At 62.3% G+C, this 17,515-nt stretch carries 17 protein-coding genes; 13 read left to right on the forward strand and 4 right to left on the reverse strand.

Going from position 1 to position 17,515, the window contains the following annotated elements; all coding sequences use genetic code 11:
- The first annotated feature begins 94 nt into the window (after nucleotides 1–94).
- The 8 genes from NN662_RS05785 to NN662_RS05820 all read left to right on the forward strand — a co-directional run bounded on the left by NN662_RS05785 (nucleotide 95) and on the right by NN662_RS05820 (nucleotide 7,957).
- Nucleotides 95–865 carry an SDR family NAD(P)-dependent oxidoreductase gene (locus NN662_RS05785; RefSeq protein ID WP_261929354.1) on the forward strand — a complete coding sequence of 257 codons (771 nt, stop codon included), beginning with the start codon at nucleotides 95–97 and terminating at the stop codon, nucleotides 863–865.
- Nucleotides 866–871: 6 nt separating this feature from the next.
- The gene (locus NN662_RS05790; RefSeq protein WP_261929355.1) at nucleotides 872–1,786 is read left to right on the forward strand and encodes a 2-dehydro-3-deoxygalactonokinase; all 915 of its coding nucleotides are present in this window, start codon (nucleotides 872–874) and stop codon (nucleotides 1,784–1,786) included.
- Nucleotides 1,783–2,391, forward strand: a complete 609-nt coding sequence (locus NN662_RS05795) for a 2-dehydro-3-deoxy-6-phosphogalactonate aldolase (protein WP_261929356.1) — start codon at nucleotides 1,783–1,785, stop codon at nucleotides 2,389–2,391. Before NN662_RS05790 ends, NN662_RS05795 begins: the two co-directional genes overlap by 4 nt.
- A complete protein-coding gene (locus NN662_RS05800; RefSeq protein WP_261929357.1) occupies nucleotides 2,388–3,251 on the forward strand; it encodes an SMP-30/gluconolactonase/LRE family protein in 864 nt (287 codons plus the stop codon). The genes NN662_RS05795 and NN662_RS05800 overlap by 4 nt, the downstream gene beginning before the upstream one ends.
- Before the next feature lie 243 nt (nucleotides 3,252–3,494).
- Nucleotides 3,495–4,568: an ABC transporter ATP-binding protein gene (locus NN662_RS05805; RefSeq protein ID WP_261931871.1), complete on the forward strand. Its 1,074-nt coding sequence runs from the start codon at nucleotides 3,495–3,497 to the stop codon at nucleotides 4,566–4,568.
- Between the two features lie 80 nt (nucleotides 4,569–4,648).
- Nucleotides 4,649–5,749, forward strand: coding sequence for an extracellular solute-binding protein (locus NN662_RS05810; RefSeq protein WP_261929358.1), 1,101 nt, complete (start codon nucleotides 4,649–4,651; stop codon nucleotides 5,747–5,749).
- Between the two features lie 69 nt (nucleotides 5,750–5,818).
- Nucleotides 5,819–7,087, forward strand: a complete 1,269-nt coding sequence (locus NN662_RS05815; RefSeq protein WP_261929359.1) for an ABC transporter permease — start codon at nucleotides 5,819–5,821, stop codon at nucleotides 7,085–7,087.
- Between the two features lie 15 nt (nucleotides 7,088–7,102).
- Complete coding sequence (locus NN662_RS05820) at nucleotides 7,103–7,957, forward strand: ABC transporter permease (protein ID WP_261929360.1); 855 nt, start codon at nucleotides 7,103–7,105, stop codon at nucleotides 7,955–7,957.
- A gap of 61 nt (nucleotides 7,958–8,018) precedes the next feature.
- Here the strand turns inward: NN662_RS05820 and NN662_RS05825 are convergent, their stop codons facing one another.
- Nucleotides 8,019–8,885 (reverse strand): carbon-nitrogen hydrolase family protein, encoded by an 867-nt coding sequence (locus NN662_RS05825; protein ID WP_261929361.1) that lies wholly within the window; start codon nucleotides 8,883–8,885, stop codon nucleotides 8,019–8,021.
- Nucleotides 8,886–8,902: 17 nt separating this feature from the next.
- The gene (locus NN662_RS05830) at nucleotides 8,903–9,505 is read right to left on the reverse strand and encodes a GNAT family N-acetyltransferase (RefSeq protein WP_261929362.1); all 603 of its coding nucleotides are present in this window, start codon (nucleotides 9,503–9,505) and stop codon (nucleotides 8,903–8,905) included.
- Between the two features lie 148 nt (nucleotides 9,506–9,653).
- Between NN662_RS05830 and NN662_RS05835 the strand changes: the two genes are divergently transcribed.
- From NN662_RS05835 to NN662_RS05845, 3 genes are all read left to right on the forward strand, one after another.
- Nucleotides 9,654–10,055, forward strand: coding sequence for a ketosteroid isomerase-related protein (locus NN662_RS05835; RefSeq protein WP_261929363.1), 402 nt, complete (start codon nucleotides 9,654–9,656; stop codon nucleotides 10,053–10,055).
- Nucleotides 10,056–10,148: 93 nt separating this feature from the next.
- The gene (ung, locus tag NN662_RS05840) at nucleotides 10,149–10,853 is read left to right on the forward strand and encodes a uracil-DNA glycosylase (RefSeq protein ID WP_261929364.1); all 705 of its coding nucleotides are present in this window, start codon (nucleotides 10,149–10,151) and stop codon (nucleotides 10,851–10,853) included.
- A 170-nt stretch (nucleotides 10,854–11,023) separates the two neighbouring features.
- Entirely contained in the window at nucleotides 11,024–11,956 is a 933-nt protein-coding gene (locus NN662_RS05845; RefSeq protein WP_261929365.1) for a VOC family protein, read from the forward strand.
- A 10-nt stretch (nucleotides 11,957–11,966) separates the two neighbouring features.
- Here NN662_RS05845 and NN662_RS05850 read toward each other — a convergent pair whose 3' ends face one another.
- Entirely contained in the window at nucleotides 11,967–12,860 is an 894-nt protein-coding gene (locus NN662_RS05850) for a DMT family transporter (protein WP_261929366.1), read from the reverse strand.
- A gap of 302 nt (nucleotides 12,861–13,162) precedes the next feature.
- Here NN662_RS05850 and NN662_RS05855 point away from each other — a divergent pair, with 302 nt between their 5' ends.
- Nucleotides 13,163–14,461, forward strand: coding sequence for an adenylosuccinate synthase (locus tag NN662_RS05855; protein WP_261929367.1), 1,299 nt, complete (start codon nucleotides 13,163–13,165; stop codon nucleotides 14,459–14,461).
- A 55-nt stretch (nucleotides 14,462–14,516) separates the two neighbouring features.
- On the forward strand, nucleotides 14,517–16,379 hold the full coding sequence (locus NN662_RS05860) for a hypothetical protein (RefSeq protein ID WP_261929368.1): 1,863 nt from the start codon (nucleotides 14,517–14,519) through the stop codon (nucleotides 16,377–16,379).
- Between the two features lie 91 nt (nucleotides 16,380–16,470).
- Here NN662_RS05860 and rpoH read toward each other — a convergent pair whose 3' ends face one another.
- The gene (gene rpoH / locus NN662_RS05865) at nucleotides 16,471–17,385 is read right to left on the reverse strand and encodes an RNA polymerase sigma factor RpoH (RefSeq protein ID WP_261929369.1); all 915 of its coding nucleotides are present in this window, start codon (nucleotides 17,383–17,385) and stop codon (nucleotides 16,471–16,473) included.
- Nucleotides 17,386–17,515: the final 130 nt, after the last annotated feature.

Genomic DNA, 17,515 nt, shown 5'->3' on the forward strand with positions numbered 1-17,515 from the left:
GCGCCATCTGATCGGCCGGTTCATTCTGTCGGCCGCAAAACCAACAAGACGCCTGCGCCGGCAAGGCCATGGCGGAATAAAGGGAGTGAATCCGGTGACGGAGTTTGCGACATTTCATGATCTGAAGGGAAAGAGCGTCTTCATTACCGGGGGCGGTTCCGGCATCGGAGCCGCGCTGACGGAGGGGTTTATCGAGCAGGGCGCCAGGGTCGCCTTCGTCCAGCGGTCTGACGCCACGCAGTTCGTGGCCGAGATGAAAGCAAAATACGGCATCGCGCCGCTGTTCATCCCTTGCGACATCACCGACATCGATGCCTTGAAGGCGGCGATAGACAAGGCCGTCGATGCGCATGGCCCCGTTCAGGTGCTGGTCAACAACGCTGCGAATGACACGCGGCACGGCTGGGAAGACCTGACGGTCGAGGAATGGGATGCGGCGCTTGCCGTCAACCTGCGGCCGCAGTTCTTCACCATCCAGGCGGTCGCGCCGGGCATGCGGGCGCTCGGCGGCGGCGCCATCATCAATTTTTCCTCGATCACCTACATGATGGGGCATGACGGAATGCCGGGCTACGTCACCTCCAAGGCGGCGATCACCGGTCTTACCCGGACGATGGCGCGCGAGCTCGGCCACGACAACATCCGCGTCAACGCGATCATGCCGGGATGGGTGCTGACGGAGCGGCAGCTGGACCTCTGGGCGACGCCCGAAGGGCTCGCCGCATTCCTCGAAAAACAATGCCTGAAGGAGCATCTCGGCCCGCGCGATATCGTGGATACGACGCTCTTCCTGGCCTCTGAAGCGAGCCGCATGATGACCGGACAGGCTCTGGTCGTGGATGGCGGCGTGGTTGTAACGGGTTGAAATGACATGATGACTGTAGACTGGATTGCTGCCGATTGGGGCACGACGAACCTGCGCGTATGGGCGATCGGCAAGGATGGCGCCGTTCTCGCCCAGGCGGGGTCGAACAAGGGCATGGGCTCGCTGAAGCGCGATGAATTCGAGGGCGCGCTGCTGGAGGTGGTCGGCCCGTGGCTGACGGACGGCAAACGTCTGCCGGTGATCGCCTGCGGCATGGTCGGTGCCCGCCAGGGCTGGCTGGAGGCGCCCTATGCCAAGGTGCCGTGCCCGCCGCTGCATGCCGACAACATGGTGTCCGTACCGGTCCAGGATCCGCGCATCTCGGTCAGCATCATTCCCGGGCTCTGCCAGATGCAGCCCGCCGACGTCATGCGCGGCGAGGAAACCCAGATCGCCGGCTACCTGTTCGACAAGCCGGATTTCGACGGCGTGCTCTGCCTTCCCGGCACCCATACCAAGTGGGCGCAGATCAGCGCCGGCGAGGTCGTCAGCTTCCGCACGTTCATGTCGGGAGAACTGTTCTCGCTGATCTCGACGCAATCGGTGCTTCGCCATTCCATTCCCGCCGATGGCTGGCAGCAGGACGCCTTTGCCTCCGCTGTCGACGACGCGATCTCCAAGCCGGAGGCGGTCGCCTCGCGCCTGTTTTCGCTGAGGGCGGAATCGCTTCTTACCGATGCCGATCCGGCGGCCGCGCGCGCGCGCCTGTCCGGCCTCCTGATCGGCATGGAACTCGCCGCTTCCAGGCCCTACTGGCTCGGCCAGAACATCGCCATCATCGGCGCCCGCGCACTTTCCGACCTCTACGCCAAGGCGCTTTCGGCGCAAGGGTGCCGGCCGGTGATCACCGACAATGACACGCTTACTCTCAGCGGGCTGAAAGCGGCCCGCGCCCAAATGGAAAAGGACCAGGCACAATGAGCCGCAAACTGATCGCCATTCTGCGAGGCATCCGCCCCGAAGAAGCGAAGGACGTCGCCGCAGCGTTGATCGAGGCGGGCATCGACCGCATCGAGGTACCGCTCAATTCTCCCGAACCGCTCGAAAGCATCCGCATCATGACGGACGCATTTGCCGGCAAGGCACTGATCGGCGCGGGCACCGTTCTGACGGTGAAGGATGTCGAGAATGTCGCGGCAGCCGGCGGCAAGCTCATCGTTTCGCCGAACTGCAACACGGATGTCATCCGGGCAACGAAGGCGGCCGGACTTCAGTCCTTTCCGGGCGTGCTGACCCCGACCGAGTGCTTTGCCGCGCTCGAAGCCGGTGCCGACGGTCTGAAGATCTTTCCGTCCGTCATGCTGGGAACGGAGGGACTGAAGGCCATCCGCGCCGTCCTGCCGAAGGAGACGGAAGTCTACATCGTCGGTGGCGCAGGTCCGGACAATTTCAGGGACTGGTTCGCCGCAGGCGCCGACGGTTTCGGCATCGGCACTGCGCTCTACAAGCCGGGCCGTTCGGTCGAAGAGGTCGCTTCGGTGGCAAAGAAGATGGTTGAAGCCTATGACGCCGGGAGCAGCAAATGAGTGCAAACGTATACGACAATCGTGACTGCTTCCTTGGCGAAGGGCCGCTCTGGCATCCCGAACGCGGCCAGCTTTTCTGGTTCGACATCATCAACTGCACGCTGATGACGGTTGAGAACGGCGAGCAGAAGCAGTGGACATTCGACGAGAAGGTTTCCGCGGCCGGCTGGGTCGACAGGGACACCCTGCTGATCGCCAGCGAAACGTCGCTCTCCCGCTTTGATTTGATCTCGGGAGAGCGACGGAAGATCTGCGATCTGGAAGCCGACAACCCGGTGACGCGGTCCAACGATGGCCGCGCCGACCCCTGGGGGGGCTTCTGGATCGGCACCATGGGCAAGAGTGCGGAAGCCGGGGCCGGCTCGATCTACCGCTTCTATAAGGGTGAGCTGCGCCGTCTGGTCCCGAACGTCACGATCTCCAATGCGATCTGCTTTTCACCCGACCGCCGATTCGCCTATTTCGCCGATACCGACCGGCAGATTGTCTGGCGTCAGCCGCTTGCCGATTCGGACGGCTGGCCCGTCGGGGAGGCGGAGGTTTTCCTCGATCTTAGCAACGAGGGCCTCTATCCGGACGGTGCTGTCGTCGATTCGCAGGGCAATTTCTGGAATGCGCAGTGGGGCGCATCGCGGGTTGCCTGTTACGCGCCTGACGGCAGCTTCCTGCGGGCGATCGAGGCACCGGCCGCTCACACGAGCTGCCCGGCCTTCGGCGGCGAAAACTTCAACCAGCTGTTTGTAACGACGGCGCAGCAGGGGCTTTCCAACGAAGATCTCGTGAGCCAACCATCGGCCGGAAAGGTGCATGTGGCGAGCTGCGACATGAGCGGTCAGGCGGAGCATCGCGTCATTCTTTGAGGGGATGGCACAGGAATCGCAGGGCGTTTCACCGTCGCTCACGGCAAATTTTGTCGCAAATTCGACAGAAGCTGCCGTGAGCGACGTTTTTCTCCACTTGTGGGAATAAATTTTTATCCTCTTGGATGGCGGCTGTTGCATCGCCGCAAAGAGATGTGCTTGTATGGCTGCAACTAAGGACAGGATGAACCTGCCAGGGGAAAACAGTAGCTAGACGGGGTAGTTGTGCCAGCCACCGATCTTATGGTGCGCTTTGATAGCGTGCAAAAGAGCTATGACGGCGAGACGTTAGTCGTCAAAAATCTAAACTTGGACATTGCCCGTGGCGAGTTCCTGACCATGCTCGGACCATCCGGGTCGGGAAAGACGACAAGCCTGATGATGCTTGCCGGTTTCGAGCCGGCCACGCATGGCGAGATTTATCTCGACGGCAATCCGATCAACAATGTTCCACCTCACAAGCGCGGCATCGGCATGGTTTTCCAGAACTATGCGCTTTTCCCGCACATGACGGTCTCGGAAAACCTGGCATTTCCGCTGCAGGTGCGGAAGATGAACAAGTCCGAGATCGAGGCCCGCGTGAAGCGCGCGCTCGAAATGGTGGAACTGCCGAAATTCGGCTCCCGCCGTCCGGCCCAGCTTTCCGGCGGTCAGCAGCAGCGCGTCGCGGTGGCACGCGCCCTGGTTTTCGATCCCAAGCTGGTCCTCATGGATGAGCCGCTCGGTGCGCTCGACAAGCAGCTGCGTGAGCAGATGCAGTATGAAATCAAGCACATACATGAAAGCCTCGGTGTGACGATCGTCTATGTGACGCACGACCAGACCGAAGCCCTGACCATGTCGGACCGCGTTGCGGTGTTCAACGATGGTGTCATCCAGCAGCTGTCTGCCCCTGACATGCTGTATGAAGAGCCGCAGAACTCCTTCGTCGCCCAGTTCATCGGCGAGAACAACAAGCTGACCGGCGACGTGGTCGAAGTGAACGGCGGCGAATGCAAGGTCCGCCTGCCTGACGGCACCGAGCTCGTGGCCGACAAGGTCAACGTCAAGGGTGTCGGCGACAAGACCACCATCTCGCTCCGGCCGGAGCGCGTCGAGATTGTCCCGACCGATTCCCACCAGAACCAGGTCCAGGGAAAGATCGAAGAACTCATCTATCTGGGCGACCATATCCGCATCCGCATGAATGTCTGCGGCAACGACGAATTCGTCGTCAAGGTGCGTAACCGCGGCGAGCGCTGGGATCTCAAGGTTGGAGATTCCCGCATGATCGGCTGGTCGCTGAAGGACTGCAAGGCGCTCGACGCCGTTGCATGAGAACCTGCAGATGGCAGGGCCGCCATCTGCAAGCTATAGCCGGTGAATCCGGCAAAACCTCAAAGAAGGGGAGAATAACAATGAAAATGCTCAAGACTATTCTGACAACCACGGCTGCTGTCGCTCTCGCGTCGGCTGCCATGGCGACCGACCTGACGGTTGTTTCCTGGGGCGGTGCCTACCAGGCTTCGCAGAAGAATGCCTATGCGGACCCGTATCATGCGGAGCATCCGGACGTTAACTTCATCTGGGACGAATCTTCCGCTGAAGCCGTGGCCAAGCTGCGCGCGATGAAGGAAGCCAACAACCTGACCTGGGACCTGGTCGACGTTGACGCGGCCGACTCCTTCCGTCTCTGCGACGAAGGTCTGGCCATGGAAGTCGATCCGGACAAGCTGCTCGCTCCGGCTCCGGACGGCACGCCTGCTTCCGAAGACTTCGGCGCCCAGCTGGTCAACTCCTGCTACATCCCGCAGATCGTCTACTCGACCACGTTCGGCTATCGTTCCGACGTTGCCGAGTGGGGTGGCAAGGAGCCGTCGAACATCTGCGACGTCTTCGACCTGAAGACCTTCCCCGGCAAGCGCGCGCTTGAAAAGCGCCCGATCAACAACGTCGAATGGGCACTGCTCTGCGACGGCGTGCCGAAGGATCAGCTCTATGACGTTCTGGCCACCGATGAAGGCGTCGAGCGCGCTCTGAAGAAGCTCGACACCATCAAGGACCAGACCGTATGGTGGTCGGCTGCTGCCGAAACGCCCCAGCTGCTGGCCGACAAGGAAGTCGTGATCGGTTCGACCTATAACGGTCGTCTGTTCTCGGCAATCGCCGAACAGAAGCAGCCGATCAAGATGCTCTGGGACGCCCAGGTGTTCTCGTTCGACGGCTGGATCATCCCGGCTGGCCTGCCTGAAGACCGCCTGAAGGCTGTCGAAGACTTCGTCAAGTTCGCGACCGACACGCAGCGCCTTGCCGACCAGTCCAAGTACATCTCGTACGGCCCGGCTCGCGCCTCGTCCGCTCCGCTCGTCGGCAAGCACGCCACGCTCGGCATCGAGATGGCACCGCACATGCCGACCGATCCGGCAAACTCGAAGAACGTCATCTACTATAACTTCGAGTTCTGGGCCGACCATCGCGACGACATCGACGCGAAGTTCCAGGCTTGGCTCGCCAAGTAATGTGATGATGAGGGACGGGGCTCGCGCTCCGTCCCTTTTCCTGAATTTCTATGACTGGGCGTGGGTCTAATGGGTGCAACGACGACAACTGACGGGCCGGTTCTGACCGTCGACGGCAAGCCGCTGAAGGCGAGCCTGGCCAAGGCGCTACGGCGCGAAAAACTCCGCTCCTTCATTCTGATCGCACCCTTGCTGGTCTTCATTCTGTTGAGCTTTGTCGCGCCGATCGCGGACATGCTCATGCGTTCGATCGACAACAGCATCGTTCCCGATACGCTGCCGAAGACCGTCGTGGCGCTGAAGGAATGGGATCCGAAATCCGGTGAAGCACCGGGTGAACCGGTCTATGCCGCACTTGCCGACGACCTGAAGGTCGCGGTCAAGGCAAAGGAGCATACCCGTCTCGGCTCACGTCTCAATTACGACATGCCCGGTGCCTCGAGCCTCTTCCGCCAGACCGGCCGCGAAGTCCGCAAGCTCGAGGACAATGGCGACTACAAGGGCCAGTTCCTGGCGATGGACAAGGAATGGGGCGACGTCCAGTTCTGGAGCATGCTCAAGGTCCTGTCGTCAGAATACACGCCGAACTATTTCCTCGCGGCACTCGACATGAAGCGTGACGCCAGCGGCATCCATATGGCTCCGCCGCAAGAGCGCATCTATCTCTTCCTGTTCGCCCGCACCGTCTTCCTCAGCCTCGCGATCACTTTCAGCTGTCTTCTGCTCGGCTACCCGATCGCCTGGCTGCTTGCCAACCTGCCGGCCAGAAGCTCGAACCTGTTGATGATCCTGGTGCTGCTGCCGTTCTGGACCAGTCTGCTGGTGCGCACCTCGGCCTGGAAGATCCTGCTCCAACAGCAGGGCGTGATCAACGACCTGCTCGTCTGGGCGCATATCATATCCGACGACAACCGGCTGGTGATGATCAACAACCAGGCAGGCACGATCATCGCCATGACGCACATCCTGCTGCCGTTCATGATCCTGCCGCTTTACTCGGTGATGAAGACCATCTCGCCTTCCTATGTCCGCGCGGCGAAAAGCCTTGGCGCAAACGACTGGACGGCCTTCTGGCGGGTCTATTTCCCGCAGACGGTTCCGGGCATTGGCGCCGGCTCCATCCTCGTCTTCATCCTCGCCATCGGCTACTACATCACGCCGGAACTCGTCGGCGGCACCTCGGGCGTCTTCATCTCGAACCGAATTGCCTACCACATCTCCAGCTCGCTGAACTGGGGCCTTGCTGCCGCGCTCGGTACGCTGCTGCTGCTGGTCGTGATGGTGCTGTTCGTCCTCTATGACAAGATTGTCGGCATCGACAACGTGAAGCTCGGCTAAGGAGGAGCGTCTACTATGTCAGGTCTTCCTCCCTATGCATCGGTGCCGCAGCGGATCTGGTACTATACCTTCCGCGTGATCTGCGGGTTGATCTTCTTCTACCTGATCTTCCCGATCCTGGTGATCCTGCCGCTGTCCTTCAATGCGGAGAATTTCTTCACCTTCACGCCGGCCATGCTGCATCTCGATCCGGCCGGCTATTCGCTGAAGCATTACGTGGATTTCTTCACCAATCCCGACTGGCAGCAGTCGCTGAAAAACTCCGTGCTGATCGCGCCGATGGCAACGATCCTGGCGACGGCGTTCGGCACTTTGGCGGCCATCGGCCTGTCGCAGAGCCACGTGCCTTTCCGTGGGGCGATCATGGCGGTGCTGATTTCGCCGATGATCGTGCCGCTGATCATTTCGGCTGCCGGCATGTACTTCTTCTATTCGCGCATCGGCCTGCAGGGCACCTATTGGGGCGTCGTTCTGGCCCACGCGGCGCTCGGCACACCCTTCGTCATCATCACCGTGACGGCGACGCTGGTCGGTTTCGACCGCTCGCTGGTGCGTGCGTCGCTGTCGATGGGCGCCGATCCGATCACCACCTTCTTCAAGGTGCAGATGCCGCTGATCATTCCGGGTGTCGTCTCCGGTGCACTGTTTGCCTTCATCACCTCGTTCGACGAAGTGGTCGTCGTGATCTTCCTTGGTTCGGCGGCGCAGAAGACGTTGCCATGGCAGATGTTCACCGGCCTGCGCGAGCAGATCTCGCCGACCATCCTGGCCGTAGCGTCGATCATGGTCGTCATCTCGATCGCACTGCTGACGGTTCTGGAAATGCTGCGCCGGCGCTCCGAGCGGCTGCGCGGGCTGTCGCCCGGCTGATCAAGCCGAATTGCATGAATTGTGAAAAGGCGGCTCTCGGGCCGCCTTTTTCATCTCCGCTTCAGTGTTTGCCGAACTGATCCGGCCAGTCACGGCGGGTGAAGACCTGTCCCTCACGGCGCAGCAGCCGCACGGCATCAAGATCGATGTCGAAGAACGACCAGCGGCTTGCCTCGGTGAAGACGCTCTCGCTCTCGCCGATGACGCCGCTTGGTGGCATGCCGTAGTCGGAGGGGACATAGAGCGCCGACTTGCCGAAATTCTCGTCGACCGCCGGCGACCACGGCGCGGACCCTGCTGTCGGGGAGACGAGAACGGCAATCTGGTTTTCCAGCGCCCGGGCCTGCGCGCCGATCCTGACCCGGTAGTAGCCGGCCTCGGTGTCCGTGCAGCTTGGTGCGAGGATCAGGTCGGCGTCGCGCTCGGCCAGCCTGCGCGCCAGCATCGGGAATTCGTTGTCGTAGCAGATCAGCATCCCCAACCGACCGATTGGCGTGTCGAATGCCTTCAGCCCTTGGCCTGAGGAAATGCCCCATTGCTCCTTTTCGAAGCGGGTCATCATGATCTTGTCCTGATGGCCGATCATGCCGTCTGGGCCGAATAGCCAGGCGCGGTTGCGATAATGCCCGTCACTGTCCTTCACCGGCGCGGAGCCGGGGCAGAAGACGATGTCGAGATTGCGGGCGATCTCTTCCGAGAGTTCCAGCCAGCGCGGCAGGAACTGCTGCAACTCTGCGATCGAGGCATGGAGATCGGCACGGACGTCGGGCGCCAGCAGGCCGGTCATCACCATCGCCGCGTATTCCGGCAGCAGCAGAAGCTCGGCGCCGGCGTCCTTTGCTTCCCGGCAATGGTCGATCAGGTTTTCGGCAAAAGCGTCGAAATCCGCAAACAGCGTCATCGCATACTGGCTGGCGGCAAGCTTCATCGTGGCACTCCAGGCGGTCAGATCGGCTTCATCCAGAAGGACATGGGTTTCGGGCTCTCTTGAGCCTCGTCCGGGTCCTTCCAGGTGAAGGTGGTGGCAAGTTCCGGATGGTGAACATAGCCGCGCTTTGCCCAGAAGCTATTCAGCGGCTCATACGTCGCCGGCCGGCGCGGATGGTCTTCAGGGCGTTCGACGGCGCAGAAGACGCAGCGATCGAAGCGGCCGAGCCGTTTTGCATAGGCTTCGCGTTCGTGAAAGAAGCGCACGCCGATGCCGTGGCCGCGATAATTGTCGAGCAGAACGGATTCGCCGAAATAGAAGATCGTCTTCGGATCGAGGCCTGCGGCGAGGAAGGGCGCCTTCACCTCGTCCGTCTCGTCGGCCATCGGCATTCCGGTCGAGGCGCCGATGACGGCATCACCGTCGAAAGCAAGGACGAACAGGCTCTCCGGTGCCCGTGCATAGGTTGCGAGATACTTTGCCTCGTAAGCCTCCGATCCTTCGTAGAGATAGGGAAAGGCACGGAAGACGGTGATCCGCAGCCGCGCCAGGTCGGCGATGTAAGGCGTGATCGCATCGCCGTGGTACGTCTCGATGCGGATGTCGTCGGTGGTGTTCATGGCGGCGATATTCCATGGACGATGGGGCGCGATCAAGCCGTCGCCGGACGTTTTCAGTCTGGCGTCATCGCCGGATCGCTTGTTAGGAAAAAGAGGACCGGCGGATGATTCCGCCAGAGCGAGTGCCAGCATGAAACGGGAAACAGAGATGACAGCCGCCGAAACCATCGCCGCCTATTACGACGCCTTCAATCGGCAGGACATGGAGCGCTTCCTGTCGCTGCTTGCCGAGGATGTCGTGCATGACATCAACCAAGGCGAACGGCAGGTGGGTAAGGCAGCATTCGCCACGTTCATGGAGCACATGAACCGCTGCTACCGCGAAGAATTGACCGACATGGTGATCATGGCCCATCCCGGCGGCAGCCGCGCGTCGGCGGAGTTCATGGTCAACGGCACCTATCTGGCAACGGACGAGGGTCTGCCGGAGGCGAACGGCCAGACCTACCGCCTGCCGGCCGGCGCCTTCTTCGAGCTGAAGGACGGCAAGGTCACGCGGGTCACCAACTATTACAACCTCAACGACTGGATTGCCCAGGTCGGCGCCTGACGCCTGTTTCTGTGGAAAGCCCCGGCAAGGGTTGACCGACGCGAAGGCCTGCCCCTTCAATGACCCCGAACCGGAATAGAGGCGAAGAGGGTCATGGCCGAGGCAGGGATCAAGCTTCAAGAGAGCTGGAAGACGCGGCTGGCGGGCGAATTCGCCAGCCCGTACATGCAGTCGCTCAAATCCTTCCTGGAGGACGAGAAAGCGGCGGGAAAGCAGATCTTTCCGAAAGGCGCCGAATATTTCCGCGCGCTTGACCTGACACCAATCGAGAATGTCCGCGTCGTCATCCTTGGCCAGGATCCCTATCACGGGCCGGGGCAGGCGCATGGCCTCTGCTTCAGCGTGCAGCCCGGCGTGCGCATTCCGCCGTCTCTCGTCAATATCTACAAGGAAATGAAGAGCGATCTCGGCATCGAGCCCATTCGTCATGGTTTCCTCGAAAGCTGGGCGCGGCAGGGCGTGCTTCTGCTCAACAGCGTGCTGACCGTCGAGCAGGCCCGCGCGGCATCGCACCAGGGCAAGGGCTGGGAGCGCTTCACCGACGCGGTGATCCGCCTGGTCAACGACGAATGCGAAAACGTCGTCTTCATCCTCTGGGGCTCCTATGCGCAGAAAAAGGCGGCTTTCGTCGATACATCCCGCCACCTGGTGTTGCGATCGCCGCATCCGTCGCCGCTTTCGGCCCATAACGGGTTCTTCGGTTCGCGGCCGTTTTCGAAGGCGAATGCCTATCTCTCTTCGCATGGCCGTCAGCCGATAGACTGGCAGCTTCCGGCCGATCCAGGCGCTGCCGGCTGACCGCCGAGACCGCTCCTCCGGCGCTCTTCCGACTCTCGGGCGACCGCCACGATCCGTCCATAAGTTTGCCATTGATGCCGGTTAGCCTCCGCAAATCGGGGTGAGGACGCATTGAACTGGAGTTTGACCCACAGGCCGCCAGGATCGGTCTGCACGCGGAGGATGGCATCATGCTCGACCAGATCAGAGGACTGCATCATGTGACGTCGCTTGCGCACGACGCGGCGGTCAACAACCGCTTCTTCACGCGCACCCTCGGGCTTCGACGGATCAAGAAGACCGTCAACTTCGACAAGCCGGACATCTACCATCTCTATTACGGCGACGAGACCGGGACGCCCGGCAAGGTGATGACCTACTTTCCCGATCCGGCGCGCAAGCGATGCCGTCACGGTTCGGGCGAGGGCGGATTTACCCGGTTTTCGGTGCCGCGCGGCTCCATCGAATTCTGGCGGCGGCGTCTGCTGGACGCCAATGTGACGCTCCATCCCCATACGGACGCTTTCGGCGAACGGCAGATCAACTTCATCGGTCCGGACGGCGAGGATCTGGCGCTGGTCGAGGCGCCGATCGACGACCGCAGCGCCTGGCTGGCGGGCGGTGTCGCCGCCGACCGGGCCATCCACGGGTTTCATTCTGTCACCCTTCGATTGGCGGATGCCGGCGCGATGTCGGAGCTCCTGCTGTTCATGGGTTACGATCCGGTAGAGCGGCACGGCAATATTGTCCGCTACGCGTTGGCAAGCAGCAACGGCGCCTCGATCGTCGATATCGAAATGGTGCCCGATGCCGCAGAGGCGGAGCAGGGGGCGGGGTCCGTCCACCACATCGCCTTCGCCGTCGACGACAGGGATGCGCAGGACGAAGTGCGCGCCGCACTCGCCGATGCCGGCTTCAAGGTGACGCCGGTGTTCGATCGCGATTACTTCTCGGCGATCTATTTCCGTGCGCCGGGAGGCATCCTGTTCGAGATCGCCACCAGCGAGCCCGGCTTCGACAGGGACGAAGACCCGGCCGAACTCGGGCGCAATCTCATGCTGCCGATCCAGCATCGCCATCTGCGCGCCGTGCTGGAGGCGAGCCTGCAGCCGATCGAGGACTGATCGTCGCCGCTTATACCGGCTGCTTGCGCCGCCATTCGGCAATGGCGATGCCGGCAAGAACGAGCACGATCGCCACGATGTGGAAGAGTTCGAGCCGCTCGCCGAGGATGGCGATCGAAAGGATGGTGGCGAAGGCCGGGATCATGTTGATGAACAGTCCGGCGCGGTTCGGTCCGATGCCCTCGACACCCTTGATGAACAGGATCTGCGAGACCAGGGACGGGAAGATGCCGGCAAAGACGGCGATGCCCCAGCCGCGCGTATCGGGCCATTGCACGCCGACGCGCGATATCTCCCAGGCAGCAACCGGAATGCTGGCAAGCAGTGCGCCGACGGCGGTGGCCGCCATCATGCTCTTCCAGTGAAGCTGCGGCTTCCAGCGCAGTGCCACCGTGTAGCCGGCATAGATGATGACGCAGACCAGCATCAGGCCGTCGCCGAAGTTGACGGTGAGGTTGACGAGCCGCATCAGGTCGCCATGCGAGGCGGTGACCGCGACGCCGACAAGGGTCAGCGCAAAGCCAACGATCTGGGCGGCTGCAACCCGCGTGCGGAACAGTATGTAGTTGAGGACGAAGATCAGCATCGGAATGCCGGCCTGCTCGATCGCGGCATTGACGGCGCTGGTATATTGCAGTGCCGAGTAGAGGAAGAAGTTGAAGCCGGTGAAGCCGATCGCGCCGTAGCCGATGAGCAGCGGTATGTGCTGGCGCAGAACAGGCCAGTCGCGCTTGAGTTGCGGCACCGAGATCGCGAAGATCAGGGTGACGGCCAGAACCCAGCGCGACAGCGTCAGCATGGACGGCGTGATGTGCCCGACGGCGAACTTGCCCGCCACCGTGTTGCCGCCCCAGCTCAGCGTCGCGATGACCAGCGCCAGATAGGCCTTCTGTACGGCGGTCATGCCGGCCTCTTTCGGCAAGTTTCGGCGAAACGGGACTGGCAAGCCCCTGTCCGGCAGGAACGTGTGGTCACGATGTCCTCTCCCTGAAAACGGCGGCGTCGGTGGAGGCGGAGCCTCATGGCGGGATGATCGGCCGCTGGTTTTTGCTCTAGCCTGCCTCGCGCTTGGTTGTCACGCGAAAAAGCCGGCGGAACTGTCATATCGGAGTCGCAATATGGGAAACAACTCATTATACATGCGCGGGTTTGTAAAGATTGGCGTCGCAGTGGAATGCCTGTGCCGCCGCAACTAGGGACATGGAAATGGCGAACGTCGTTGTTGTTGGATCGCAGTGGGGTGACGAAGGAAAGGGCAAGATTGTCGACTGGCTCTCCGAGCGCGCCGATATCGTCGTGCGTTTCCAGGGCGGCCACAATGCGGGCCATACTCTCGTCATCGACGGTGTTTCCTACAAGCTTTCGCTGCTTCCCTCGGGCGTCGTGCGCGAAGGCAAGCTCGCCGTCATCGGCAACGGCGTCGTCGTCGACCCGCATGCGCTGATCGCCGAAATCGACCGGCTGGAGCAGCAGGGCGTCAAGATTTCGCCGGAAAATCTCCGTATCGCTGACAATGCGACGCTGATTCTGTCGCTGCACCGCGAGCTGGACGGCCTTCGCGAAGATGCGGCCTCGAACAGCGGCACGAAAATTGGAACGACGCGCCGGGGCATAGGCCCTGCATACGAGGACAAGGTCGGCCGCCGCGCAATCCGCGTGATGGACCTGGCCGACAAGGACAGTCTGGCACTGAAGGTGGATCGAATTCTGACGCATCACAATGCGCTGCGTCGCGGTTTCGGCGAGCCGGAGATCGCGCATGCGACGATCATGGAAGAGCTGACCTCGGTCGCCGACCGGATCCTGCCTTACCGCGAAACCGTGTGGCTGCTGCTCGACAAGGCGCGCCGTCGCGGCTCGCGTATCCTGTTTGAAGGCGCCCAGGGCACGCTGCTGGACATCGATCACGGCACCTATCCGTTCGTCACCTCGTCGAACACGGTTGCCGGTCAGGCCGCTGCCGGTTCGGGCATGGGTCCGGGGGCCGTCGGCTACATCCTCGGCATCACCAAGGCCTACACGACCCGCGTCGGCGAAGGTCCGTTCCCAACCGAACTGACCGACGAGGTCGGCCAGTTCCTCGGCGAGCGTGGCCGCGAATTCGGCACGGTGACGGGCCGCAAGCGCCGTTGCGGCTGGTTCGATGCGGCGCTGGTGCGCCAGTCGGTTGCCACCAACGGCATTCACGGGATCGCGCTGACGAAGCTTGACGTGCTCGACGGTCTCGACGAGATCAAGATCTGCGTCGGCTACATGCTGGACGGCGAGCAGATCGATCATCTGCCGGCGAGCCAGGGTGCGCAGCAGCGGGTCGAGCCGATCTACGTGACGCTGGAAGGCTGGAAGGAATCGACCGTCGGCGCCCGCAAATGGGCCGATCTGCCGGCCCAGGCGATCAAATATGTCCGCCAGGTGGAAGAGCTCATCGGTGCGCCGGTGGCATTGCTTTCGACCAGCCCTGAGCGTGACGACACGATACTTGTGACGGACCCCTTTGAAGACTAATCTCTAACGGGGACTGTGTTTTAGCCGGGATTCCGGTGCGAATGAGAAGGTGCTGATGTCGGATTTTGTTGAGGTCATTCGGCGTGCTGTCGACGGGTTGAAGGAGAATACGCCGGAGCGACGGGCCAAAGTCTATGAAAAGGCCCGCACGGCGGTCGTCCGTCAACTCGAGAACATGAAGCCGGCGCCTTCGCCCTCCATGCTGGAGCGGCAGATCGAAAAACTCGATCAGGCGATCGAGGCAGTCGAGCTGGAACATACCGAGGCGTTGCCGGAGCCGGAGCCCGAACCCGTGGTGCCGCCGCCGGCTCCCTCGCGTGCGCCGCCGGCGTCCGACCTGTCGCGGGAAACGTTTGCCAGGCAGGCGAGCGAGGCAAAGGCCGCGCTTTCGAAGCGCAGCCCGGAGCCGCATGCACCGGCGGCGTCCGCCAATGCGGGGGCTGCCGCTGCCGCGCCGAAGCGGACCGACTACAATCTCGATCAGGCCCACAACAATCTTGAGGATATCATCAACGACCTGACGGGCCGCAAGGCACCGCCAAGTCCGCCTCCGGCCGCCAAGGCTCCGGTGCAGCCGGCGCCTGCCGCACCGGCCGGACCGCGCATGCCGAAGGTCTCCGACGAGCTGGACCTCGACTTCAAGGACGAGCCCGCCTACAAGCCGGCGCGGACCAGCACCTATGCCGCCGGATCGGCCGAGGACATCTTCGGAGAGGACGATTATTACTCGGAAGAGCCGGCAGTCGAGCCGGTAACGCAGCGCCGCGGCGCGGCGGCTGCTCCCGCACAATCGCACGGCTATTCCAATGGCCAGTATAACGGCAGCTACAACGGCGATTTCGACAGCGAAGTCGACGATGCCGACGAGCCGGCCTCCATCGACCGTATGGCGTCGCGCCGCCGGAGCAAGTCTGCTCAGGCGCATGAAGGCTCGGGCGGCAATCTTCGCAAGATCATCATCGCTGCTGTCTGCATCGTCGTTCTGGCGGGGGCAGGTGTTGCGGCCTGGATGGCGATGAGCGGCGATAGCGGCACCAAGACCGCCGAGGCCGTCGACACGAGCGCGCCGGCCGAAACGGCTCCGGCCGCGACGAACGATCAGCAACCGGCTGCCGAAACGACGCCGGCCGTGGCGGAGAGCAAACCGGCCGAGGCCGCTCCGGCGACCGGGACTGAGGATGCCGGCCCGCAGAAGTTCACCCAGCGCCTGATGGCCGATGGTAGCGAGGTCAATTCCGGTCCTGCCTCGGCAGACGGAAGCGACAACGGTGCGGAAGGTCGTTCGGTCTCCGAACAGTCTCCGGGTGCTCAGGCCAACGCGGATGCAGGCTCCACTGCGGCCCCGGCGGCAGCGACGACCAACGGCGCGCAGAAGATGCTGCTTTACGAAGAAAAGCTCGGCCAGAGCGCACCGACGGCGATCGCCGGCACCGTGACCTGGTCGCTGCAGCAGGAAGCAAGCGATGACGGCCGTCCGGAGCCGACGATCCAGGGCCAGCTTTCCGTTCCGGACAAGGGGCTTTCTGCGCTCCTCACCATCAAGAAGAACGACGACGCTTCGCTGCCGGCGAGCCATCTCATCGAGCTGGTCTTCTCGCTGCCGGAGAATTTCGAAGGCGGCGGCATCGATTCGGTGCAGCGCATTGCCATGAAGAAGTCTGAGCAGGACCGTGGCAACGCCCTCGTGGCCGTCCCGGCCAAGATCACCGACGACTTCCACATGATTGCGCTCAACGATTTCGACGAGGCCAAGAAGGCCAACCTCGAGCTTCTGCGCACGCGTGACTGGATCGACATTCCGATCACCTACCGCAACGGCCGCCGTGCGCTGCTGACGCTCGAGAAGGGCTCGACCGGCAAGCAGGTGTTCGACGAGGCGCTCAACAAGTGGGCGGCGATGGGTAATAGCGGCAACTGACCGTCTGAAAGTGATGCAAAACAAAACCGCCCGGCGTTCCTCACGCCGGGCGGTTTTTTCATGTCTGCGGAATTGACGCTGTGGCTAGCGCTCAGAGGCTGGCGTCGGCGTCCACCACGCGAACGGCCTTGGCGCGGTCGCGGGCTTCCTTCTGGACGGCTTCCTGGACCTTCTCGAAGGCGCGGACCTCGATCTGGCGCACGCGTTCGCGGCTGATGTCGAACTCGGACGACAGCTCCTCGAGCGTCACCGGATCTTCCGACAGGCGGCGGGCCTGGAAGATGCGCCTTTCGCGGTCGTTCAGCGACTTCATGGCGTTGACCAGCATCGAGCGGCGGGTTTCCAGCTCGTCCTGCTCGATCAGCACCTGTTCCTGGCTGTCGTGGTCATCGACCAGCCAATCCTGCCACTGGCCGGATTCGCCTTCCGTTGCCCGGATCGGTGCGTTCAGCGATGCGTCACCGGAGAGCCTCCGGTTCATCGAGACGACTTCTTCCTCGGAAACGTTCAGCTTGGTGGCGATCTCGCTCACCTGATCGGGCTTCAGGTCACCTTCGTCGATCGCCTGCAGCTTGCCCTTCAGGCGGCGCAGGTTGAAGAACAGGCGCTTCTGATTGGCGGTGGTGCCCATCTTCACGAGCGACCACGAGCGCAGGATGTACTCCTGGATCGACGCCTTGATCCACCACATGGCGTAGGTCGCCAGGCGGAAGCCGCGTTCCGGGTCGAATTTCTTCACGGCCTGCATGAGGCCAACATTGCCTTCGGAAACGACCTCGCCGATCGGCAGGCCGTAGCCGCGATAGCCCATGGCGATCTTGGCGACGAGGCGCAGGTGGCTCGTCACCAGTTCATGGGCGGCGTTGCGGTCGCCATGCTCCTGATACCGCTTGGCAAGCATGTATTCCTGCTGCGGTTCCAGCATGGGAAATTTGCGGATTTCGTCCAGATACCGGCTGAGACCGGCTTCGCCTGAGGCGATGACTGGCAATGATGCGCGGGCCATAAGCACCCCTCCTTTTCTGTCGACCCCTCGCACCGCGGCGGCGGTGCCCTGTGAGCGAGCCGTAAACGTGTGTGTTCCTGTCAAACCCCACACTGATAGATATCACAGATAAGTACGGCAAAACCGTGTT

The organism is Rhizobium sp. NRK18 (assembly GCF_024385575.1).
GTDB lineage: Bacteria > Pseudomonadota > Alphaproteobacteria > Rhizobiales > Rhizobiaceae > JANFMV01.